22 protein-coding genes and 1 pseudogene are annotated in these 22010 nt (G+C 67.4%); 14 read left to right on the top strand and 9 right to left on the bottom strand.

Going from position 1 to position 22010, the window contains the following annotated elements; all coding sequences use genetic code 11:
• Positions 1-21 precede the first annotated feature (21 nt).
• The gene (locus tag A5760_RS15660) at positions 22-768 is read left to right on the top strand and encodes a DUF429 domain-containing protein (RefSeq protein WP_064882311.1); all 747 of its coding nucleotides are present in this window, start codon (positions 22-24) and stop codon (positions 766-768) included.
• A gap of 7 nt (positions 769-775) precedes the next feature.
• Here A5760_RS15660 and A5760_RS15655 read toward each other — a convergent pair whose 3' ends face one another.
• Positions 776-1393, bottom strand: coding sequence for a TetR/AcrR family transcriptional regulator (locus A5760_RS15655; protein WP_064882309.1), 618 nt, complete (start codon positions 1391-1393; stop codon positions 776-778).
• 61 nt (positions 1394-1454) lie between these two features.
• Between A5760_RS15655 and A5760_RS15650 the strand changes: the two genes are divergently transcribed.
• Together A5760_RS15650 and A5760_RS15645 are read left to right on the top strand one after the other, a co-directional pair.
• Positions 1455-2372 (top strand): alpha/beta hydrolase-fold protein, encoded by a 918-nt coding sequence (locus tag A5760_RS15650; RefSeq protein ID WP_064882798.1) that lies wholly within the window; start codon positions 1455-1457, stop codon positions 2370-2372.
• 18 nt (positions 2373-2390) lie between these two features.
• Positions 2391-3974, top strand: a complete 1584-nt coding sequence (locus tag A5760_RS15645) for a gamma-glutamyltransferase family protein (RefSeq protein ID WP_064882307.1) — start codon at positions 2391-2393, stop codon at positions 3972-3974.
• Here A5760_RS15645 and purD read toward each other — a convergent pair.
• Together purD and A5760_RS15635 are read right to left on the bottom strand one after the other, a co-directional pair.
• Positions 3971-5239 (bottom strand): phosphoribosylamine--glycine ligase, encoded by a 1269-nt coding sequence (purD, locus tag A5760_RS15640; protein WP_064882305.1) that lies wholly within the window; start codon positions 5237-5239, stop codon positions 3971-3973. The two genes, A5760_RS15645 and purD, sit on opposite strands and share 4 nt — an antisense overlap.
• Positions 5240-5289: 50 nt before the next feature.
• A complete protein-coding gene (locus tag A5760_RS15635; RefSeq protein ID WP_064882303.1) occupies positions 5290-5697 on the bottom strand; it encodes a MarR family winged helix-turn-helix transcriptional regulator in 408 nt (135 codons plus the stop codon).
• A gap of 74 nt (positions 5698-5771) precedes the next feature.
• Here A5760_RS15635 and A5760_RS15630 point away from each other — a divergent pair, with 74 nt between their 5' ends.
• A complete protein-coding gene (locus A5760_RS15630) occupies positions 5772-6866 on the top strand; it encodes an aldo/keto reductase (RefSeq protein ID WP_064882301.1) in 1095 nt (364 codons plus the stop codon).
• A 10-nt stretch (positions 6867-6876) separates the two neighbouring features.
• Here A5760_RS15630 and A5760_RS15625 read toward each other — a convergent pair whose 3' ends face one another.
• From A5760_RS15625 to A5760_RS15610, 4 genes are all read right to left on the bottom strand, one after another.
• A complete protein-coding gene (locus tag A5760_RS15625; RefSeq protein ID WP_064882299.1) occupies positions 6877-7305 on the bottom strand; it encodes a carboxymuconolactone decarboxylase family protein in 429 nt (142 codons plus the stop codon).
• Positions 7305-8162: an NAD(P)-dependent oxidoreductase gene (locus A5760_RS15620; RefSeq protein WP_064882297.1), complete on the bottom strand. Its 858-nt coding sequence runs from the start codon at positions 8160-8162 to the stop codon at positions 7305-7307. Before A5760_RS15620 ends, A5760_RS15625 begins: the two co-directional genes overlap by 1 nt.
• Before the next feature lie 99 nt (positions 8163-8261).
• Entirely contained in the window at positions 8262-9011 is a 750-nt protein-coding gene (locus A5760_RS15615) for an SDR family oxidoreductase (RefSeq protein ID WP_064882295.1), read from the bottom strand.
• A gap of 30 nt (positions 9012-9041) precedes the next feature.
• A complete protein-coding gene (locus tag A5760_RS15610) occupies positions 9042-10511 on the bottom strand; it encodes an aldehyde dehydrogenase (protein WP_064882293.1) in 1470 nt (489 codons plus the stop codon).
• Between the two features lie 210 nt (positions 10512-10721).
• Here A5760_RS15610 and A5760_RS15605 point away from each other — a divergent pair, with 210 nt between their 5' ends.
• The 9 genes from A5760_RS15605 to A5760_RS15565 all read left to right on the top strand — a co-directional run bounded on the left by A5760_RS15605 (position 10722) and on the right by A5760_RS15565 (position 19315).
• Positions 10722-11357: a TetR/AcrR family transcriptional regulator gene (locus A5760_RS15605; protein ID WP_064882291.1), complete on the top strand. Its 636-nt coding sequence runs from the start codon at positions 10722-10724 to the stop codon at positions 11355-11357.
• On the top strand, positions 11358-12575 hold the full coding sequence (locus A5760_RS15600; protein ID WP_064882289.1) for a cytochrome P450: 1218 nt from the start codon (positions 11358-11360) through the stop codon (positions 12573-12575).
• Positions 12576-13403: an SDR family oxidoreductase gene (locus A5760_RS15595; RefSeq protein WP_064882287.1), complete on the top strand. Its 828-nt coding sequence runs from the start codon at positions 12576-12578 to the stop codon at positions 13401-13403.
• On the top strand, positions 13400-14752 hold the full coding sequence (locus A5760_RS15590) for a cytochrome P450 (protein WP_064882285.1): 1353 nt from the start codon (positions 13400-13402) through the stop codon (positions 14750-14752). Before A5760_RS15595 ends, A5760_RS15590 begins: the two co-directional genes overlap by 4 nt.
• A 12-nt stretch (positions 14753-14764) precedes the next feature.
• Positions 14765-14974 (top strand): ferredoxin, encoded by a 210-nt coding sequence (locus A5760_RS15585; RefSeq protein ID WP_064882283.1) that lies wholly within the window; start codon positions 14765-14767, stop codon positions 14972-14974.
• 5 nt (positions 14975-14979) lie between these two features.
• A complete protein-coding gene (locus tag A5760_RS15580) occupies positions 14980-15525 on the top strand; it encodes a nuclear transport factor 2 family protein (protein ID WP_419538251.1) in 546 nt (181 codons plus the stop codon).
• Positions 15526-15671: 146 nt separating this feature from the next.
• On the top strand, positions 15672-16799 hold the full coding sequence (locus A5760_RS15575) for an NDMA-dependent alcohol dehydrogenase (protein ID WP_064882278.1): 1128 nt from the start codon (positions 15672-15674) through the stop codon (positions 16797-16799).
• A 45-nt stretch (positions 16800-16844) separates the two neighbouring features.
• Complete coding sequence (locus A5760_RS15570) at positions 16845-18878, top strand: FAD-dependent oxidoreductase (RefSeq protein ID WP_269199191.1); 2034 nt, start codon at positions 16845-16847, stop codon at positions 18876-18878.
• 17 nt (positions 18879-18895) lie between these two features.
• A complete protein-coding gene (locus tag A5760_RS15565; RefSeq protein ID WP_064882273.1) occupies positions 18896-19315 on the top strand; it encodes a ketosteroid isomerase family protein in 420 nt (139 codons plus the stop codon).
• Positions 19316-19342: 27 nt separating this feature from the next.
• Here A5760_RS15565 and A5760_RS15560 read toward each other — a convergent pair whose 3' ends face one another.
• On the bottom strand, positions 19343-20002 hold the full coding sequence (locus A5760_RS15560; protein WP_064882796.1) for a dihydrofolate reductase family protein: 660 nt from the start codon (positions 20000-20002) through the stop codon (positions 19343-19345).
• Positions 20003-20160: 158 nt separating this feature from the next.
• Between A5760_RS15560 and A5760_RS15555 the strand changes: the two genes are divergently transcribed.
• Positions 20161-20565: an HIT family protein gene (locus A5760_RS15555; RefSeq protein ID WP_064882271.1), complete on the top strand. Its 405-nt coding sequence runs from the start codon at positions 20161-20163 to the stop codon at positions 20563-20565.
• Here A5760_RS15555 and A5760_RS15550 read toward each other — a convergent pair.
• Positions 20537-21995 (bottom strand): annotated as a pseudogene (locus A5760_RS15550) (sensor histidine kinase). The gene A5760_RS15555 and the pseudogene A5760_RS15550 overlap by 29 nt on opposite strands.
• Positions 21996-22010 lie beyond the last annotated feature (15 nt).

Genomic DNA, 22010 nt, shown 5'->3' with positions numbered 1-22010 from the left:
TCGCGGCCATAGCCTATGCGGATGTACTTCGCCGGCGTCGACCTCGCCTGGGCGGGTCGTAACCCGACCGGCGTCGCCGTCGTCGACTCGGGCGGCGCTCTGGTGAGTGTGTGCGCGGTCCGCGACGACGACGAGATCCTGACCGCGTTGCACCCCTATGTGCGGGGCGACTGCCTGGTCGCCTTCGATGCGCCCCTGGTGGTGACCAACCCAACCGGCCAGCGTCCCGCCGAGACCGCGCTCAACCGCGATTTCCGCAGGTACGAGGCCGGTGCCCACCCCTGCAACACCGGAAAGCCCGAGTTCACCGACGGCCCGCGCGCGGGCCGGCTGGCCGCGGCGCTGGGCCTGGATCTGGATCCCCGATCGCCGGCCGCGCGGCGCGCCATCGAGGTCTACCCGCACGCGGCGACGGTCGCGCTGTTCCGCCTGGAGCGGACCCTGAAATACAAGGCGAAGCCCGGGCGAACCGTGGACGGGCTCAAATCCGAGCTGTTGCTGCTGATGGATGGCGTCGAGCGGCTGGAGCAGGCCTCGGTGCCGCTGCGGGTAACCGGGCACGCCGGCTGGGTCGCGCTGCGCGAAGCCGTCTCGGCCGCCCAGCGCAAAAGCGAGCTGCGCCGCGCGGAGGATCCGGTCGACGCCGTGGTCTGCGCCTACGTGGCGTTGTACGCGCGGCGCAGCCCCGGGAACGTGACGATCTACGGCAACCTGGACACCGGGTACATCGTGACGCCGTCGCTGCCGGCGGATCCGGTCCGCGCGTAGCGGTCGGTCAGATCTGCACGGGCCGCTGATCGATGGGCGCGAGCACCTCGATGAGGTCGACCACCGCACCCTGCGCCGCCGCGCGCGGATCCCGGCCCTCCACCAGGGCCGACACCACCGAACCGTCGACCGCGCAGATCAACGTGCACACCAGTTCGATGTGCACCGAACGGCCCGAGCGCTCGATGGCCTCGGCGATCGCCTCGGCACGCTGGCGCAGGCTGCGGCGCATGGTCTCGCGCAGCGCGGGCAGGCGGGTGCACGCGATGTGCCGCTCGTATCGCGAGATCAGCTGATCGGTGCGGCCCGGGCCGGACACGTCGCCCACGAGCAGATCCGCCAGCACCTCGGCGATGGTCTCCGGTCCCCGGCGCCGCCGCGACAAGCCGCTGACCCGCGACCGCAACTGCGCCACCTCGATCATCGCGATGTGTTCGACGGCGCGTGCGATCAGATCGTCGAGGGAGGAGAAGTAATAAGTGGTGGACGCCAGTGGCAATCCGGCCCGCCGGGCAACCGCCCGGTGCCGCACCGCTTCGAAGCCGCCCTCGGACAGCAGCTCGGCGGCGGCGCTGACGAGCGCGTACCGTCGACGTTCTCCTTTTGGAGTAACCGCTGCAGTCACGAGTAGCCATCGTGCCAGCCAAAGTGGTACTGCATTGCCATTTCGGCCAAACGGCCAGGGCATAATGGCCCGCATGCCCGACTTGAGCCGACGCGCCCTGCTCGGCCTCGGCGCCAGCGCGGCCGTGGGCGCGGTGGGCGCCTACGGGCTCGACATCCTGTTAGAGCCCCGCACATCTCACGCGATGCCGGCATCGACGGCCGCCACCCGGATGCCGTTGGCACCGCCGCCCGGCCCACCTCGCGACCCGGCTCCGCCGGCGGCGGCCGCGCCGACGATGGTGACCGGTTCCTTCGCCTCCGCCGCGCGCGGCGGGGCGAACACCAACTGGGCCATCGCGCGTCCGCCGGGCCAGACGAAGCCGCTGCGACCCGTGATCGCGCTGCACGGCAAGGGCAGTGACGCGTCCACCGTGATGGCGGGCGGCGTCGAACACGGTCTGGCGCAGGCCGTCGACGCCGGACTGCCACCGTTCGCCGTGGTCGCCGTCGACGGCGGTGGCGGCTATTGGCACAAGCGGTCGTCCGGTGAGGACAGCGGCGCGATGGTGCTCGACGAGCTCATCCCGATGCTGGGCAACCAGAATCTGGACACCTCACGGGTGGCGTTCCTGGGCTGGTCGATGGGCGGCTACGGCGCGTTGCTGCTGGGCGGCCGGCTGGGACCGGCCCGCACCGCGGCGATCTGCGCGGTGAGCCCGGCGCTGTGGATGTCCTCGGGTGCGGCCGCACCCGGAGCCTTCGACGGGCCGGACGACTTCGCGGCCAACTCGGTGTTCGGCATGCCCGCCCTGGCCTCGATCCCCATCCGGATCGATTGCGGCGACAGCGATCCGTTTTATGCCGCGACAAAGCAGTTCATCGCGCAACTGCCCAGTCCGCCGGCCGGTGGCTTCTCGCCCGGCGGGCACGACGGGGCATTTTGGAGTTCGCAGTTGCCCGCCGAGCTGACCTGGATGGCACCGCTGCTGACGGCGTAGCGAGTTACGCTCGCGGAGGTGACCGCACCTTTCGACTGGAACCTCCCGTACGCCTGGCCACGCAAGCCCATCCTGGCGGAAAACGTCGTGTGCACATCGCAACCGCTCGCCGCCCAAGCGGGTCTGCGGATGCTCGCGCGGGGCGGCAGCGCGGTGGACGCGGCCATCGCCACCGCCATCACCCTGACAATCGTGGAGCCCGTATCCAACGGCATCGGTTCAGACGCCTTCGCCATCGTGTGGGATGGCGAGCAACTGCACGGGCTGAACGCTTCGGGCCGATCGCCCGCGGCGTGGACGCCGGAATACTTCGGCGGCAAGGGCGTTCCGATCCTGGGCTGGAATTCGGTGACCGTGCCCGGCGCCGTGTCGGCGTGGACCGAACTGCATGCCAAGTTCGGCAAATTGCCGTTCGAACGGCTCTTCGAACCCGCAATAGCATACGGCCGCAACGGCTTTCCGGTCTCACCGACCGTCGCGGAGCAATGGGCGGCCCAGGTGCCGCTCTTTGAAAGCCAGCCCGGTTTCGCCCCGGCGTTTCTGCCCGGCGGGCGCGCGCCGAAACCGGGTGAGCGTTTCAGCCTGCCGGACCATGCCACGACGCTCGAGACGATCGCCGCGACCAACGGCGAGGCGTTCTACCGTGGCGAACTGGCCGCCCAGCTCGAGGCGCACGCGCTGGGCAACGACGGCGCCATGCGGGCCGGCGACCTGGCGGCTCACCGCGCCGACTGGGTGGGCACGGTCGACGGCGGCTACCGCGGGTACACGGTGCACGAGATCCCGCCCAACGGGCAGGGCATCGTCGCGCTGATCGCGCTGGGCATCCTGGAGCATTTCGACATGGCCTCGCTGCCAGCGGATTCCGCTGACAGCGTGCACTTGCAGATCGAAGCGTTGAAGCTGGCGTTCGCCGACGCCCAGGCCTATGTCGGCGACATCGAACACATGCCGGTGGGGCCGGAACGCCTGTTGGACAAGGAGTACCTGAAGCAGCGCGCGGGACTGATCGACCGCGGGCGGGCCAAGCCCGCATCCGCCGGGGCCGCGGCGGGCGGAACCGTCTACCTCACCGCGGCCGACGCCGCGGGGATGATGGTGTCGATGATCCAGTCGAACTACACGGGGTTCGGGTCGGGCGTGGTGGTCCCGGGCACCGGGATCTCCCTGCAGAACCGGGGCGCGAATTTTGTTGCCACCCCTGGACATCCGAACTCCGTGGCGCCGAACAAGCGTCCGTACCACACCATCATCCCGGGATTTGTGACCAGAGACGGCGCACCGGTCATGAGCTTCGGGGTGATGGGCGGAATGATGCAGCCCCAGGGTCACGTGCAGGTGATGGTGCGCATCGCCGACCACGGGCAGAATCCGCAGGCGGCATGCGACGGCCCGCGGTTCCGGTGGGTGGAGGGTATGCAGGTCAGCTGCGAAAGGGGTTTCCCGGACTCGACGCTGGACGAATTGCGCCGGCGCGGACACGATCTGGTCGCCGTCGACGACTACAACCAGTTCGGCAGCTGCCAGGCGATCTGGCGCCTCGAGGGCGGCTACTTCGCGGCCAGCGATCCGCGCCGGGACGGCCAGGCCGCCGCCTTCTAGACGCGGACCTTCCCGTCGGCCGCCAATTGGGCGATGTCACTGCGGAAATGGCTGCCCGGCAGCCGAATTGAACGCACGACCTCGTAGGCTTGGGCCCGGGCGGCCGTCAGATCGGCTCCGGTGCCCACCACCGACAGCACCCGGCCACCCGACGAGACGATCTCGCCGTCGTCGCGCCGCGCCGTGCCGGCGTGCAGCACCCCGTCGGCTTCCGAGCCCACGATGACGTCTCCCACGCGGGGGCGCCCCGGATAGCTCTCCGCCGCCACCACCACCGCCACGGCCGCGCCGTCGTGCCAGCGCAGCTCGCCGAAGTCCGCCAGGGTGCCGCTGGCCGCCGCATACAACAGCTGGCCCAGCGGCGATTCCAGCAGCGCCAGCACCGCCTGCGTCTCGGGATCGCCGAAGCGGCAATTGAATTCGACCACCGAGGGTCCGTTCGCGGTGATCGCGAGTCCGGCATACAGCAATCCGCTGAACGAGCTGTCCCGCACAACCATCTCGGCCGCAACGGGTTCGACGATGTTGCTGACCACGTCGCGATATACCTCGTCGGGAAGCCACGGGACCGGCGCGTAGGCGCCCATGCCGCCGGTGTTGGGCCCGCTGTCGCCGTCGCCGACACGTTTGAAGTCCTGCGCCGGCAGCAGCGGCACCACGGTTGCGCCGTCGACGACGCAGAACAGCGACACCTCGGGGCCGTCCAGGTAGGACTCCAACAGCACCGGGTGCCCCGCCTCGAGCAGCCCGGCGGCGTGCGCGCGTGCGACACCGCGATCCGCGGTCACCACGACGCCCTTACCGGCGGCCAGGCGGTCGTCCTTCACCACCCAGGCCGCATCCCCCGCCGGCGGGCCGAACCGGTCCAGGGCGGCGTCTAAATGCGCGGGGGTATCGACGATTTCACTGGTCGCGGTGCGCACCCCGGCCGCGGCCATGACCTCTTTGGCGAAAGCCTTGCTGCCTTCGATGCGGGCGGCGTCCTTGCTGGGACCGAAGCAGGCGATGCCCGCGGCCCGCACCGCGTCGGCCACCCCGAGGACCAGTGGCACCTCGGGACCGATGACCACCAGGTCGGCGCGGACCTCGCGCGCCAGGGCGACGACGTCGTCGGCCGAGGTGACATCGACGTCGTGCTGGTCGGCCAGCCGCGCGGTGCCGGCGTTGCCGGGAGCGATCGCCAGCCCCGTGACCTCGGGGTCTTTGCGTAGCGCCAGCAGCAACGCATGTTCACGGGCACCGGAACCAATCACCAGGACGCGCACGACACGTCAGACTAGCCCGGTCAAACGGCCCACGCCCACCGTCCCCAGATTCAGACGATTTTCTCCAGCAGCGCCCTGAGGTCGTTGCGCTGCGCGACGGTGAGGCGTCCGAGGCGCTTGTCGAACTCGTCGGAGAGCAGGCTCAGGCCTTTCCTGGCGGCCTGGCGTCCGGCCGGGGTGAGCAGCAGCCGGTGGCGACGCAGATCGCACGGGTCGATCTCGCGGCGCACGAACCCCGCGGCCTCGAGCCGCTTCAGGTACAGCGTCACCGTCGCCTTGGGCATGCTCAGCGTCGCGGCCAGTTCGGCCGGATAGGGATGCTCGTCGATCTCGGCGAGCAGAAACAGTTCCTTGGACTCGAGGCCCAGCGCGCAGATATCGGCCTCGGCGCACGAGATGACCGAGAGCAGCACCCGGTAGTTCAGTGACCAGATCTTGGCCGCATCGACTGCAGACATTCGACTTGCCATATCGTTCAGCTATGAACTAGTTTTGTTATGAACAATCTCATAACCGAACAACCTACCAGGGAGTGGGCCTCATGCCGCTGGATCAATACGTGACACTCGGGCGATCCGGTCTGCGCGTCAGCCCCCTGTGCCTGGGCGCCATGACGTTCGGCGAAGACCTCGGCTGGGGCACCAGCGTGGAAGAGTCCCAACAGATCATCGATCGATACCTCGAGCTCGGCGGTAACTTCATCGACACCGCCAACTTCTACACCCGAAGCCACTCCGAGAAGATCATCGGGGACCACATCGGGCGCCACCCCGCCCGCCGCGATCGACTGGCGATCGCGACCAAGTTCAGCGGCAACCTGTATCCGGGCGATCCCAACGGCGGCGGCTCGGGCCGCAAGTCGCTGATCAATGCCTGCGAAAACTCGTTGCGGCGCTTGCAAACCGACTACATCGACTTGTACTGGCTGCACATCTGGGACGCCAACACCCCCATCGAGGAGACCATGGCGGCGCTCGAGGACCTCGTTCGGGCCGGCAAGGTGCGCTACATCGGGGTTTCGGACACCCCGGCGTGGAAGATCGCCCAGGCCAACCTCATCGCCCAGTTCCGCGGCTGGTCGTCGTTCGTCGGGCTGCAGGTCGAGTACTCGCTGCTGGAACGCGCCATCGAACAAGACCTCGTCCCGATGGCCTCCGAATTCGGCCTCGGCATCACGCCGTGGTCGCCGTTGAAGGGCGGCGTCCTGAGCGGCAAGTACACCCGCGCGAACAGCGGCCGGCGCAACGCCGACCGCGGCGCCATGGTCGACGCCTTTCTCAACGAGAAGACCTACGCCGTCATCGACGAACTCGAGGCCATCGCCAAGGCGCACGAAACCAACGTCGCCAGCGTGGCGCTGGCCTGGGTGCGCGCGCAGCGCGCCGTCTCGTCCGTCATCATCGGGGCGCGCCGGCTCTCCCAGCTCGAGGACAACGTCCGGGCCGTCGACGTGAATCTGAGCGTCGACGAGCTGGCCCGGCTCGACGCGCTGACCAAGCCGCGGTTCGGATTCCCGCACAACATGCTGGAGATGGCGCCGGGCATGATCAACGGCGGAACGACGATCAACGGGTTCGCCGGACCGATCTCCGAGTACGTGATGCCCGAAGGCGTTCAGCCGTATTGAGATTGGTGGATCACTCGCGCGAGTGCATCTTCAACGCGGCATCCACGTTGGCCTTCTTGTCCTCACCGGAGCCCTTCGCTGCGGCCTTCTTGCGCTTGGCGACGACGGCGTCGACCGCGCCGTTGAGCGCCGAACCCAGCGGGAAGCCGAGGTAGTGGGTGAGGAAGACGGCCATTTCCTTCAGCTCGGTCTCGGTGAGCTCGCCGTTGAGCAGTGCGGCGTTGATTTGGATTTCGGCCAGGTCGCGGTTTCCGATCGCGGTCACCGCCGTCAGCGTCATGATGCGCTTGTCGCGCATCGACAATCCCGGTCGCGTCCAGATGCTGCCGAACAGGTGGTCAACGGTCAGGTCGAAGTACGCGTCGCCTTCGATGTTGGGCATCTCCCAGCCGTAGACCTCGTTCATCTTCGCGAGACCCTTGCTGCGCAGCTCGTCCATCACGCCTCTTTCTCTGTGTGCGGAACCCCAAGGCTCGCGGCCAACCGCCGGTAGGCCAACTCGGCGAGCGGCAGGTCGACCGAGACCGCCTCGCCCAGGGCCAGCGCCAGGCTCAGGTCCTTCTCCCCCAGTCCCCGAGTGTGCAGGAAGGGTTCGTACAGGAAGTTGTCCGGCTCAAGGTCTTTCATGTTGTCACGGACCATGATCGCCCCCGGACCGCTGGTGAGCGCGTCGGTGTGACGCACCACCCGGCCCAGGGCCTGCAGATCCAGCCCGGCCGCCTCGGCCAGCTTCATGGCCTCACACGCCGCGGCGTACGAGGTGAATGTCAACATGTTGCGCGCCAGCTTCATTCGGGTTCCAGCGCCCGGATCGCCGGCGTGCACGACCATCGCCGCCCAGTGTTTGAACGCCGGCTTGATCTTCTCGTAGACCTCACGCTCGGCGCCCACCATGGTGGCCAGCTCGCCCTTCGCCGCCGCGGCGGCCCCACCGCTGACCGGCGCGTCGACGATATGAATACCGTGCGGCTTGTGCTCGGCCGCGAGCTCGACCGCCGTGGTGTCGCTGATGGTCGAGTGGATCGCGATGACGGTGCCGGGCTTGGCGTGCGCGGCCAGTTCGCCGACCACCTCACGCACCTGGGCGTCGTTGAGCACGGTGATGTGGATGAGGTCGGCGGCGGCGACGTCGGCGACGCTGTCGGCCAGGCCGGCGCCCTTTTCGACCAGCGGGGTCATCGCCTCGGTCCGAATGTCGTAAACCGTTACGCCGCCGGGCCATTCGGTCATCTTCGTGGCCATCGGCGCGCCCATGTTGCCCAGCCCGATATAGCCGAGCTTCAGATCGTCACTCATGGCGCCGCTCCTCTCCCCCGCAAGCGGGTGGGGGTACCTCCCACTTGTGGGGGCGTGCCCCCACACCGCTCTTGCGCTCTGCATCGTCGTCGGCGCGACTCATGATCGGATTATCTGCCCGCCGTCAACGTTGAAGATCTGTCCGGTGATCCACGACGCCTCGTCTGAGAGCAGGAACAGGCACATGCCGACCAGATCCTCGGGGGTTCCCATCCGCGACAGCGGCAGACCCTTGACGATGTCGTCGACCATCTCTTTGGGGGTGGTGGTCCGGTTGGCCTCGGTGTCGATGGGCCCGGGGGCGATCGCGTTGATCCGGATATTCTGGCCACCCAGTTCGCGGGAGAGTTGTTGCGTCAGGCCGTTGAGCCCGACCTTGGCCAGGGCGTAGTAGTTCGCGTAAAGCCAGGCGGCGGTGGACGACTGGTTGACGATCGCTCCGCCGCCGCGCTTGGCCATCTTCTTGTACACCGCACGGGTGCACCACAGCGCCCCGTCCAGGTTCACGCTCATGAACTTGCGGTAGTACTCCGGGTCGATGGTGAGCAAGAAGTCGAGCTTCATGCCGCCGAAGATCGCGGCATTGTTGACCAGGTAGTCGATGCCGCCGAACTCGGCCAGCGTGCGGTCGGCCATCTCCTTGGCCGACACGGGGTCGGACACATCGACCGGGATGCTGATGGCGGTTCCACCGTCGGCGACGATCTGCTTGGCGACCGCGTCGGCGGCCTCGGCGTTGATGTCGGCGACCACCACCGCCGCGCCCTCGCGGGCCAGCGCCTCGGCGTACGCCTGCCCGATGCCGCCACCGGAACCGGTGACGATGCCGACTTTATTCTCGAATCGCATGTTTTCCTCTCGCTCGCCTGTTTGGCGCGGTCACTGCACAGCTGTGGCAATGGTCTTGATTTCCAGGTACTCCTCGAAGCCGGCCAGGCCCATTTCGCGTCCGTTGCCGGATTGCTTGTATCCGCCGAACGGCGCGTCGGCGGAGTACCAGACACCGCCGTTGACATTGACGGTGCCCACGCGCATCCGCGCGGCGAAGTTGGCCGCACGCTCGGGGTCGGCACCGAACACGGTGCCCGACAAGCCATATGGCGAGTCGTTGGCGATGCGCAGCGCGTCGTCTTCGCCGTCGTAGGCGATCACGGTGAGCACCGGCCCGAAGATCTCCTCCCGGGCGGGCCGCGCGTCGTTGGTCAGGCCCGCGATCACGGTGGGTTCGATGAAGAACCCGCGGTCCCGGTCCGCCGGGCGGCCGCCGCCGCAGGCGAACGTCCCGCCCTCGGCGATCGCCAGATCGAGGTAGCTCTGCACCCGCTCGCGTTGCCGGGCGGAAATGACTGGCCCACACACCGTTCCGGAGTCGTCGGGGTCGCCGGGCTTGATCGAGCCCATGGTGCCCGCAGCGATGGCGACGGCCTCATCGTAGCGGGCCCGCGGCACCACCAGCCGGGTCGTGATGGCACAGCCCTGTCCAGCGTGCATGGCCGCGGTGAACGCCGACATCGAACACGCCCCGCCCAGGTCGGCATCGTCGAGAACGACGAACGCGGACTTGCCGCCGAGCTCCAGGAACACCCGCTTGATGGTCGCGGCGGCATCGCCCATCACGCTGCGGCCGGTCGCGGTCGACCCGGTGAACGAAACCATGTCCACCCGAGGGTCTTTCGAGAGCAGCGCCCCTACCCGGTGGTCGTTCGACGTGATGATGTTGACGACGCCGGGCGGGAAGTCGGTGTGTTCGGCGATGATTTCGCCGAGCACGGCGGCACACCAGGGGGTGTCCGGTGCGGGCTTGAGCACCACGGTGTTGCCGGCGGCCAGCGCGGGACCCAGTTTTGCGAGGTTGATCTGGTGCGGGAAGTTCCACGGGGTGATGGCGCCGACGACACCGACGGCTTCCCGCGCGATCGTGCGCCGGGTCGGGATGCCCATCGGCGATGCCTGGCCGAGGTCGGAGTTCCACTCGTATGACTCGGCGGTGTCGGCCGCAAAGCTCAGGTCCCCGACCGGTCCCTCCAACTGGGCGGCCGAGGTGAGCATCCGGGGGGCGCCGACCTCGGCGATGGTGATGTCGCGCAGTTCTTCGATGTGCTCGCGCATCGCGTCACGCAGCTGTCGTATGCAACGCACCCGCAATTCGGTGTTGCGGGACCAGTCCGTCTCGTCGAAGGCGCGTCGCGCGGCGTCGATGGCACGGTCCATGTCGGTGGCGTCGGCGTTGGCGGCGACGCCCAGCACCTCTTCGGTCGCCGGGTTCACCGTGGGGAAGTTGCCGGCGCTGCCGGGCGACAGCTTGCCGTCGATGAAGAGTTCACTCACGCCGTCGGCCAACAAGGCCATGTCCCGCTCCCGTCTGTGCGCGGCAAACCCGGCACGCCAATCTGGTGGACAGTTGTCCGATATCGTCCGATCGAACCATAGTCGCCAGGTCGCCGACGGTGCAAGAGCCGATCTCGAACGTTGCGCAAAACACTCCGATAAATGGCGATTAAACAGCATATTTGTGCTGCGGGCTTGCTTCATGCCGTCTCGGTCCACTAGCTTGGACATGTGTCCAGCGACGCACTGGTGACGATCACATCCGACGGCGACCGCCAGACCGGTCAGCCGGCGCGCAACCGTCGCCAGGAGGAGACCTTCCGCAAGGTACTGGTGGCCGGTATCGAGACCTTGCGGGAGAAGTCCTACGCCGACCTGACCGTGCGCGCGGTCGCCGCCCGCGCCAAAGTCGCCCCGGCCACCGCGTACACCTACTTCTCGTCGAAGAACCACCTGATCGCCGAGGTCTACCTGGACTTGGTGCGGCAGGTTCCGTTCTTCACCGACGTCAACGACCCGATGCCGGTCCGAGTGGACAAGGTGTTGCGCCACCTGGCGCTGGTGGTCGCCGACGAGCCGGAGGTGGGCGCCGCGTGCACGACGGCACTGCTCGGTGGTGGCACCGATCCCGCGGTAGGTGCCGTCCGCGACCGCATCGGGGCGGAGATCCACCGGCGCATCGCGACGGCGATCGGGCCCGGCGCCGACCCGAACACGGTGGCCGCGCTCGAGATGATGTTCTTCGGCGCATTGGTGCAGGCCGCCAGCGGCCAGGTCACCTATCACCAGATCGCCGACCAATTGGCCTATGTAGTGAGCCTGATCCTGCCCGGCCCCCGGAACACAAGCCAGGAGACAAGAACTTAAATGACCGTCCATGTGGGCGACCACGAGCTGGTCCTCGATCCCTACGACTACGACTTCCACGAAGATCCGTACCCCTACTACAAGCGGCTGCGCGACGAGGCCCCGCTGTATCGCAATGACGAGCTGAAATTCTGGGCGCTGTCGCGGCACCAGGACGTGCTACAGGGATTCCGCAACAGCACAACGCTTTCCAACAAGTACGGCGTCTCGCTGGACCCGGCGTCACGAGGCCCGCACGCCAGCAAAACGATGTCGTTCCTGGCGATGGACGATCCCGCCCACCTGCGGCTGCGGACGCTGGTCTCGAAAGGCTTCACCCCGCGCCGGATTCGCGAACTAGAGCCCCGCGTCACCGAGATCGCGACACAGCATCTCGACACCATGCTGGCCAAGGCCAAGGACGGTGCGGTCGACTACGTCGACGAGTTCGCCGGCAAGCTGCCGATGGACGTCATCTCCGAATTGATGGGCGTCCCCGAGCCAGATCGGGATCAGGTGCGAGCCTGGGCCGACGGGGTGATGCACCGCGCGGAAGGTGTCAACGACGTGCCGCCCGAGGCGGTGGAGGCCTCCCTCAACCTGATCGTCTACTACCAGGGCATGGTGGCCGAGCGGCGCGAGAAGCTGACCGACGATCTGACCTCGGCGTTGCTGGAGGCCGAGATCGACGGTGACCGGCTCACCGACGACGAGGTGCTCGGCTTCATGTTCCTGATGGTGATCGCCGGCAACGAGACCACCACCAAACTGCTTGCCAATGCCGCATTTTGGGGTCACCAGAACCCGGATCAACTGACGCCGGTCTACGAGGACCTGTCGCGGGTGCCGCTGTGGGTCGAGGAGACCCTGCGCTACGACACTTCCAGCCAGATCCTGGCCCGCACCGTGTCCGGCGAGCTCACCCTCTACGACACCACCATTCCCGAGGGCGATGTGCTGCTGCTGTTGCCCGGGTCCGGGCATCGCGATGAGCGGGTCTTCGACAACCCCGACGACTACCTGATCGGGCGCGAAATCGGGCCCAAACTATTGAGTTTCGGTAGCGGCGCACACTTCTGCCTGGGCGCGCATCTGGCGCGGATGGAAGCCCGGGTTGCGCTCACCGAGTTGTTCAAGCGAATCCGCGGCTACGAGGTGGACGAGGCCAACGCCGTCCGCGTCCACTCGAGCAATGTCCGCGGATTCGCTCACCTACCGATGAGCGTGGAGGTCCGCTGAATGCCCCGGTTTGAACCCTTGCCCGAACGCCGACCCGCCATCGTGGCCGGTGCGTCCTCCGGCATCGGAGAGGCAACCGCCATCGAACTCGCGGCGCACGGTTTCCCGGTCGCCCTGGGTGCGCGCCGGGTCGAGAAGCTCGACGACATCGTCGGCAAGATCAACGCCGATGGCGGCGAGGCGGTCGGATTCCACCTGGACGTCACCGATCCGAACTCGGTGAAATCCTTTGTCGCACAGTCGACTGAGGCGCTCGGCGACATCGAGGTGCTGGTGGCCGGTGCCGGTGACACCTACTTCGGCAAGCTCGCCGAGATCACCACCGACGAGTTCGAGTCGCAGCTGCAGATCCACCTGGTCGGCGCCAACCGGCTGGCCACCGCGGTGCTGCCCGGCATGCTCGACCGGCAACGCGGCGACCTGATCTTCGTGGGTTCCGATGTGGCCCTGCGGCAGCGCCCACACATGGGCGCCTACGGCGCGGCCAAGGCCGCGCTCGTCGCAATGGTCACCAACTTCCAGATGGAACTCGAGGGCACCGGCGTGCGGGCCTCGATCGTGCATCCCGGCCCGACGAAGACGTCGATGGGCTGGAGCCTGCCGGCGGAGAAGATCGGCCCCGCCCTCGAGGACTGGGCCAAGTGGGGCCAGGCCCGCCACGACTACTTCCTGCGCGCGGCGGATTTGGGACGCGCCATCACGTTCGTCGCCGAGACACCGCGCGGTGGCTTCATCGCGAACATGGAGCTTCAGCCCGAAGCCCCGTTGGCCGACGACAAAAATCGCCAGAAACTCGCACTCGGCGAAGAGGGGATGCCAGGACAGTGACCACCGCTATCGTGCCGCGGGTTTCCGGCGGCGAACAAGAGCACGGCCACCTCGAGGAATTCCGTACCGACCCAATCGGTTTGATGAAGCGAGTCCGTGACGAGTGCGGTGACGTCGGCTGGTTCCAGCTGGTCGACAAGCACGTCATCCTGCTCTCCGGCGCCGGTGCCAACGAGTTCTTCTTCCGGTCCGCCGACGAGGACTTGGACCAGGCTGCGGCGTACCCATTCATGGCGCCGATCTTCGGTAAGGGTGTGGTGTTCGATGCCAGCCCGGAGCGGCGCAAGGAGATGCTGCACAACTCGGCGCTGCGCGGCGAGCAGATGAAGGGCCACGCCGCGACCATCGAGGCTCAGGTGAAGGGGATGATCGCCGACTGGGGCGACGAGGGTGAGATCGAGCTGCTCGACTTCTTCTCCGAGCTGACCATCTACACCTCGACGGCGTGCCTGATCGGCGTGAAATTCCGCAACCAGCTCGACCACCGGTTCGCGGAGTACTACCACGAGCTGGAACGCGGCACCGACCCGCTGTGTTACGTGGACCCCTACCTGCCGATCGAGAGCTTTCAGCGTCGCGACGAGGCCCGCGTCAAACTCGTTGCGCTGGTGCAGGAAATCATGAACCAGCGGCTGGCCCACCCGCCGAAGGACAAGGCCGACCGTGACATGCTCGACGTGCTCGTCTCGATCAAGGACGAAGATGGCCAGCCGCGCTTCTCGGCCGACGAGGTCACCGGGATGTTCATCTCGCTGATGTTCGCCGGGCACCACACCAGTTCGGGGACCTCAGCGTGGACCCTGATCGAGTTGATCCGCCACCCCGACGTGTACGCCGAGGTGCTGGCCGAGCTCGAGGAGCTCTACGCCGACGGCCAGGAGGTGAGTTTCCATGCGCTGCGGTCGATTCCGAAGCTGGACAACGTGGTCAAGGAGACGCTGCGGCTGCACCCGCCGCTGATCATCCTGATGCGGGTGGCCCAGGGCGAGTTCGAGGTGGAGGGCTTCCCGATCCACGCCGGTGATTTCGTCGCGGCCTCCCCGGCGATCTCGAACCGGATTCCCGGGGACTTTCCCGACCCGGATGCGTTCAAACCGGACCGCTACAACAAGCCCGAGCAGGCCGACATCGTCAACCGGTGGACCTGGATTCCGTTCGGCGCGGGCCGGCACCGCTGCGTCGGCGCCGCGTTCGCCCAGATGCAGATCAAGGCGATCTTCTCGGTCCTGTTGCGCGAGTACGAGTTCGAGATGGCGCAGCCTGCGGACAGCTATCACAACGACCACTCCAAGATGGTGGTGCAGCTGGCCCGGCCGGCCAAGGTCCGCTACCGCAAGCGCAGCGCGTAAGGAGTAAGTCCGATGGGCCGATTCAGAATCGAAGCGGATCTGGATTTGTGTCAGGGCCACGCCATGTGCGAATTGGAGGCGCCCGACTACTTCCGGGTGCCCAAGCGGGGCAAGGTCGAGATCCTCGACGCCGAACCGCCCGAAGACGCCCGCGACGAAATTGAGCGCGCGGTCGATATGTGCCCAACGCAAGCACTTTTCATCAAAGAGAAAGAAGACTGATGACAATGGCGTCACACTCGCGCGAAGATCTCGAGGCATGGGTCGACCGCTGGCTGCAGGCCAACAAGGACTGCGAGAAGGCCGGCGACTGGCGACCGTTGGCGGACTTCTACACCCAAGACGCCACCTACGGCTGGAACATCGGCCCCAAGGAAGACGTGATGTGCGTCGGCGTCGACGAAATCCGCGACGTCGCCCTGGGCCTGGAGATGGAGGGCCTGGAGAACTGGGTGTACGAGTACCAGAAGGTGCTCATCGACGAGAAGCAGGGCGAGATCGTCGGCTTCTGGAAGCAGATCGTCAACAAGACCGACGGCACCCAGGACGAGATCTACGGCATCGGCGGCAGCTGGTTCCGGCTCAACGGCGACCAGCGGATCGAATGGCAGCGCGACTTCTTCGACTTCGGCCACGTCGCGTCCATGTTCGGCAAGCTCATCGAGTCCGGCGACCTGAGCGAGGGCATGCAGAGGCGGATCGAGCGCAGCATCGCCGGCGAAAAGCTGCCCGGTTACTACCCGCTTGGCGAGGCCCCCGTCCCCATCTGGTGACAGCGGGAGCCAACCAAGCATTTGATTTGTTGCACGCGCTATGCTGACGCGACAAGGGTGCCTGTGGCACCCGTCACCTAGCTGGCCGGCATAAAGGGGCCGGTCAGCGCTGATCAATTCAAAGGCGAAATGGGGTCAGGACCATCGTGAAGACAAAAGGCGCACTGATCTGGGAGTTCAACCAGCCGTGGTCTATCGAGGAAATCGAGATCGGCGACCCGCAAGCGCATGAGGTCAAGATCCAGATGGAAGCGGCGGGCATGTGCCACTCCGACCATCACCTGGTCACCGGGGGTATCCCGATGGCCGGATTCCCGGTGCTGGGCGGCCACGAGGGCGCGGGCATCGTCACCGAGGTCGGTCCGGGCGTCGAAGACATCGCCCCGGGTGACCACGTCGTGCTGTCGTTCATCCCGTCGTGTGGGCAGTGTCCGACCTGTCAGGCGGGCATGCGCAACCTGTGCGACCTGGGCGCGGGCCTGCTAGGCGGCGCCGCGGTGTCAGACGGCACCTTCCGCATCCAGGCCAAGGGGCAGAACGTCTACCCCATGACCCTGCTGGGCACGTTCTCCCCGTACATGGTCGTGCACCGCAGCTCCGTGGTGAAGATCGACCCGTCCGTCCCGTTCGAGGTCGCCGCGCTGGTCGGCTGCGGCGTCACCACGGGCTACGGCTCGTCGGTCCGCACCGCTGACGTCCGCCCGGGCCAGGACGTCGCCATCGTCGGAGTCGGCGGGGTCGGCATGGCAGCGCTGCAGGGAGCCGTCAACGCCGGCGCCCGCTACATCTTCGCGATCGACCCGATCGAGTGGAAGCGCGACCAGGCCCTCAAGTTCGGCGCCACCCACGTCTACCCGGACATCTTCGCCGCGATGGCGGGCATGGCCGAGGTCACCTACGGCCTGATGGCCCACAAGGTCGTGGTCACCGTGGGCGAGCTGCAGGGCGCCGACGTCGACAGCTACCTGAACATCACCCAAAAGGGCGGCACCTGCGTGCTGACCGCCATCGGTAGCCTGCTGGACACCAACGTCAACCTGAACCTGGCGATGCTGACGCTGATGCAGAAGAACCTGCAGGGCACCATCTTCGGTGGCGGCAACCCGCAGTACGACATCCCGCAACTGCTGTCGATGTACAAGGCCGGCAAGCTGAACCTGGACGACATGATCACCCGCCAGTACAAGCTGGAGCAGATCAACGACGGCTACCAGGACATGCTGGACGGCAAGAACATTCGCGGCGTCATCCGGTTCACCGACGCCGACCGGTAACCACTTATCAGCCGCGTCCGCTCAGTGACCGGCTTCGGCCACCTCATGGCGCCGGGACGAATCGGCGCCATGAGCGTGCGCAACCGCCTGGTCATGTCTCCGATGGAGACGATGTACGGCACGCCGGGCGGGCTGCCGTCGGAGCGCACCCGCGACTACTTCGCGGCACGCGCCCGTGGCGGGGTCGGGCTGATCACGTTGGGCGCCACCGGGGTTGACCACCATCACCCCGAGACACCGGGCGGCCTGCACCTGAGTACCGACGACGCGGTGAGCGCGCACCGGGCGCTGGTGGAGGTGGTGCACGAGCACGGCGCCAAGATCCAGCCCCAGATCGTGCATGCGGGGCCCGACGGCCTGGGGCCCGAGATCTTCGGAGTCGAATCGTTGGGGCCCTCGGTGATTCCCTCCTACCTCACCGGGCGGCCGTCGGTCGAGATCAGCGCGCAGCAGCTGACCGAGGTGTTCGGTCTGTTCAAGGCCGCGGCCCGGCGTGCCGTCGAGGCCGGCTACGACGGCATCGAGCTGCACGCCGCGCACGGCTATATGCTGCTGGGCTCCTTCCTTGCCCCGCAACGCAATCGGCGCACCGACGACTATCGCGGCGACTCGGCGCGCGGCCGGGTGCGGGTGGTGCTCGAGACGCTGGCCGCGATCCGCTCCGAGATCGGCGATGCCCTGCCGATCACACTGCGCATCTCCGGGTACGAACGCGTCGCCGGCGGCCGGGCCATCTACGAAACCGCCAGGCTGGCACCCGAACTCGTCGCCGCCGGCGTCGACGCCTTCCACGTCAGCGGCGGGGTGATCGATCGGCTGGTCACCGGCATGGTCAACGGCGCCGACGACGGCGACGAACTCAACGTCGGGGCCGCGGCCGCGGTCAAGCAGGTGGTCGATGTGCCGGTGATCGCCGTCGGCCGCATCCACGACCCGGCCCGGGCCGAACGGATCCTGGCCGACGGCCGGGCGGACTTCATCGCCATGGGCCGTCCGCTGCTGGCCGACCCCGACCTGCCGCGCAAGATTGCATCCGGCGAGGCGCACCGGGTCCGTAAGTGCATCTCGTGTGAAAACTGCATCGACGCAATGGAACAGCGCTTCTCCGTCGACTGCGCGGTCAATCCGCGCACCGGCAAAGAGCGTCAGCTGTCCGCGGCCCGCACCGACCGCGCGAAACGGGTGATGGTTATCGGCGGCGGACCGGCGGGGCTGGAGGCCGCACGCGTCGCCGCCGAACGCGGCCACCAGGTCACGCTGTTCGAGCGCGGCGCGCAGCTGGGCGGGGCGTTGCGCTGGGCGTCGGTGCTGCACCCGGAGAACCAGCCGTTTCTGCGCTATCTGTGCGACGAGCTCAAGGCGGGCACCACCGAAGTGCGACTGGGCCACCCGGCCTCGGTGCGCGACATCGTCGCGGCCGCACCGGACGCCGTGGTGGTGGCCACCGGCGGCCGCGTCGTCGTGCCCCCGATTCCCGGCGCCGATCGCGCGCACGTGCACACCGGGCCCGGGCTACGTGAGTTACTCGGTGGCCGTGCGCAATCCGGCGCCCCGGCCTGGCAGCGCATCGGCGCCTCGGCGTTGTCCGGCTGGCCGCAGCGGCTGTTGCGGCCAGCCGCGATCCGGTTCGCCAGCCGGGCCTGGATGCCGATAGGACACCGCGTCGTCATCGTCGGCGGCGACCTGGTGGCCCTCGAATTCGCCGAATTCCTTGCCGGCCGGGGCCGGTTGGTGACCATACTCGAAGCCGGCAAGGACATCGCGCCCGAAGTGGGCAACAAGCGCAGGACCGAACACATGGACCGTCTCGACCGGCTGGGCGTCACCGTACACGTCCGCGCGTCCACCGAACACATCACCGCCGATGCGGTGGAGTTCACCCCCGCGGCCGGAACCACCCGGCGGCTATCCGCCGACAGCGTCGTGTTGGCCGGCACTGTCGAGCCCGACACCGCCCTGTTCGATGCGATCGTCGACGCCCTGCCGGGCGCCGAGGTGCACGCCGCCGGCGACTGCACCGGACTCGGCCTGATCCGCAAAGCCACCGAGGAAGGCGCGCGCGCCGCGTGCGCTATCTAGTGACAGGAGAAACAACGATGACCCAAACCGCCCAATCCCCCGCACTGACGGCGTCGCAATCGTCCTGGCGTTGCGCACAGGGCAAGGACCGCGAGGGCTGGCTCGCGCTGATGACCGACGACGTCGTCATCGAGGACCCCATCGGCAAATCCGTCACCAACCCCGACGGCACCGGGGTGCGCGGCAAGGCAGCCGTCGGCGAATTCTTCGACAACAACATCGCGCAGAATCAACTGACCATCACGTGCGAGGAGACCTTCCCGTCGAGTTCGCCCGACGAGATCGCTCATATTCTGGTGCTGCAGAGCAGGTTTGAAGGCGGAGTCACCAGCAAGGTGCGCGGTGTGTTCACCTACAAGGTCGACGAAGCCGGCCTGATCACCAACATGCGCGGGTACTGGAACCTCGACGTGATGGAGTTCGGCAAGGAGGACTGAGGCGGCCTTGGACCAACGGCGATCTTCCTAGCGGCGCGTGAAGATCAGATGCGCCACGCCGCTGGGGCTGCTCACCGACTCCACCGTGTCGAATCGCTGTTCAAGGCGCTCCAGCCCCTCCCACACCGGCTCCCCGCGCCCCAAGATGATCGGCACCACCGCGATGTGCAGATGGTCGACGAGGTCCGCGGCAAGGAATTGGCGGACGCTCGACGGTCCCCCACCGAGGCGAATATCGCTGTTGCCAACGGCTTTTCGTGCAATCTGGAGTGATTCGATGGGACTTGCGTCGATGAAGTGGAAAGTGGTGCCACCTTCCATCTCGATCGAGGGCCGGGGGTGGTGGGTGAGCACGAAGACCGGGGTGTGAAAGGGCGGCTCTTCTCCCCACCAGCCTTTCCATTCTTCACCGCTCGCGTCACGGGTCCATGGTCCGCGCTGCGGCCCGAACTTGTTGCGTCCCATGATTTCGGCGCCGATGCCCGGCGCCCATTGGCTGGCCAAGGCGTCGTCGATGCCGGTGGACCCGCCCGACTCGCCGTGCATTGCGCGGAAGGCCCGTGTCGCGAAAAACCACTCGTGTAGCCGTCCGCCGGCGTGCCCGAACGGCGCATCCATGCTTTGGCCGATACCCGTACCGAAGCCGTCGAGGGAAACCGAAAAGTTGTGCACACGCACTCGTGACATGGTGAGATCTCCTGAATCCATCCGCGTTGTGGGGCGTCGCAGGATTGACCCGAGACAGTGGCCGAACTCATCGGTACGTCGCCGAGATTGCTTTGCGGCTCGTGGTGCGAGGGCGACCACAGCCGCTACCGCAATTTGGACGCACCTATGCTGGGGCCATGGCGTCGATCTTCACCAAGATCATCAACCGTGAACTTCCCGGCCGTTTCGTCTACGAGGACGACGACGTCGTCGCGTTCCTGACGATCGAGCCCATGACACAGGGGCACACGCTCGTCGTGCCCCGCGCCGAAATCGACAACTGGCAGGACGTGGACGGTGCGGCCTTCGCCCGGGTCATGGAAGTGAGCCAGTTGATCGGCAAGGCGGTGTGCAAGGCGTTCCGAACCGAGCGGTCCGGCGTGATCATCGCCGGGCTCGAGGTGCCGCACCTGCACGTGCACGTCTTCCCCACCCGCAGCCTCAGCGACTTCGGCTTCGCCAACGTCGACCGCAACCCGTCGCCGGAATCGCTGGACGAGGCGCAGGCCAAGATCAAGGCGGCGCTGGCTCAGTTGGCGTGAACCGGCTCGGCTGCGGACACGTCGCTGATGCGTGGCAGCGTCACCCGGAAGCGACAGCCCTGGCCGAGCGCGGTGGTCACGCTGACGGCACCGCCGTGCGCACGCACCAACGACTCGACGATCGATAGCCCCAGTCCGGTACCGCCGCTGGCCCGCGCCCGCGACGAGTCGGTGCGATAGAACCGCTCGAAGACGCGCGACGCGTCCTGCTGATTCATGCCGGGACCCTGGTCCGCCACTTCGAGCACCGCGTCGTCGCCGTCCGTGCCGACCCGCACGGTGACGTCCGCGCTTTCCGGGGTGTGCTGCAGGGCGTTGACGACCAGGTTGCTCAACACCTGGCGGATCCGCGCCTCATCACCGAGCACCTCCGGGGTGCCGGGACCATCCAGGACCTCCATGGTGATGGTGCGCCTGGGGTCCATCGCCCGTCCGTCGTGCACGGCGTCGCTGGCCAGCGCCAGCAGGTCCACCCGATGGTGTTCGAGGGGTCGTTGGACGTCGAGGCGGGCCAGCAGCAGCAAGTCGTCGACCAGTAGGCCCATCCGGGACGCCTCGCTCTCGATGCGCGACAACAGCATCGCGACGTCGCGGGCGGCGCCCTGCCGGTACAGCTCCGCGAAGCCGCGGATGGTGGTCAGCGGGGTACGCAGTTCGTGGCTGGCGTCGGTGATGAACCGGCGCATCCGGTCCTCGGAGCCGCGGGCCTTCTCCGCGGAGGACTCCGAGGACGCCAGCGCCTGCTGAATCTGCGCAAGCATCCCGTTGAGCGCCTGGGATAGTCGGCCCACCTCGGTTCGCGGATCTCGTTCTGGCACACGGCGATCCAGCTGACCGGAGGCGATCGCCGCGGCCGTCCGCTCGACCTCGACCAGGGGCCGCAGGCTGCGCTGCACCACCGCGAAGCTGGCGATCCCGACCACCGCCAGCACCGCCACCCCGATGCCCATCTGCAACCAGACCAGCGAGCTGACCGTGTGCTGAACGTCGGACAGGTCGACCGCGACCGTGGTCAGCCCGTGCGGACCGTGCACCGATACGGCCCGCCACTGAATGTCCGAACCGTGCACCGAGGGCAGCGTCGTCGGGTTGGGGCCCACGTCGTTGTCCGCCGGTAACGCCGGTTCGGCATTGCGGTCGTTGATGGCGGTGAACGGGGTGCCGTCGATGCCGACGCCGCGCACATAGAACTTCGACGGCGGACGGCCCGGGTCGGGCCCCTCGTAGGGCGGCGCCGACTGCCGCCGCGGGGCCTGCGCCCAACCGCGGGACGCGTCGAGCAGTGTGGAGTCGATGCGGCTGACAAGGCTGTGCTGCAGGATCGACGTGACCGCGATGCCCGACACGGCGAGGCCGCAGGCGACCAGGGCCAGGGTTGCGGCGACGAGCCCTATCCGAAGGGGCAGTCCACGTCGAGGCTTGATGTCCATTTATCTACTTCTGCC

This window comes from Mycobacterium colombiense (genome assembly GCF_001665835.1).
Classification (GTDB): Bacteria; Actinomycetota; Actinomycetes; order Mycobacteriales; family Mycobacteriaceae; genus Mycobacterium; species Mycobacterium colombiense_A.
The sequence above is the reverse complement of the archived record's forward strand: the minus strand, read 5'-3'. Positions and strand labels throughout refer to the sequence as shown.

Coding starts and splice junctions, on each gene's coding strand:
- A5760_RS15660 (WP_064882311.1), top strand. CDS start 22: ATGTACTTCGCCGGCGTCGACCTCGCCTGGGCGGGTCGTAACCCGACC.
- A5760_RS15625 (WP_064882299.1), bottom strand. CDS start 7,305: ATGGACGAGCTGCGCAGCAAGGGTCTCGCGAAGATGAACGAGGTCTAC.
- A5760_RS15560 (WP_064882796.1), bottom strand. CDS start 20,002: ATGTCACGAGTGCGTGTGCACAACTTTTCGGTTTCCCTCGACGGCTTC.
- A5760_RS15595 (WP_064882287.1), top strand. CDS start 12,576: ATGCCCCGGTTTGAACCCTTGCCCGAACGCCGACCCGCCATCGTGGCC.
- A5760_RS15635 (WP_064882303.1), bottom strand. CDS start 5,697: ATGTCTGCAGTCGATGCGGCCAAGATCTGGTCACTGAACTACCGGGTG.
- A5760_RS15610 (WP_064882293.1), bottom strand. CDS start 10,511: ATGGCCTTGTTGGCCGACGGCGTGAGTGAACTCTTCATCGACGGCAAG.
- A5760_RS15615 (WP_064882295.1), bottom strand. CDS start 9,011: ATGCGATTCGAGAATAAAGTCGGCATCGTCACCGGTTCCGGTGGCGGC.
- A5760_RS15580 (WP_419538251.1), top strand. CDS start 14,980: ATGGCGTCACACTCGCGCGAAGATCTCGAGGCATGGGTCGACCGCTGG.
- A5760_RS15555 (WP_064882271.1), top strand. CDS start 20,161: ATGGCGTCGATCTTCACCAAGATCATCAACCGTGAACTTCCCGGCCGT.
- A5760_RS15570 (WP_269199191.1), top strand. CDS start 16,845: ATGGCGCCGGGACGAATCGGCGCCATGAGCGTGCGCAACCGCCTGGTC.
- A5760_RS15600 (WP_064882289.1), top strand. CDS start 11,358: ATGACCGTCCATGTGGGCGACCACGAGCTGGTCCTCGATCCCTACGAC.
- A5760_RS15585 (WP_064882283.1), top strand. CDS start 14,765: ATGGGCCGATTCAGAATCGAAGCGGATCTGGATTTGTGTCAGGGCCAC.
- A5760_RS15620 (WP_064882297.1), bottom strand. CDS start 8,162: ATGAGTGACGATCTGAAGCTCGGCTATATCGGGCTGGGCAACATGGGC.
- A5760_RS15565 (WP_064882273.1), top strand. CDS start 18,896: ATGACCCAAACCGCCCAATCCCCCGCACTGACGGCGTCGCAATCGTCC.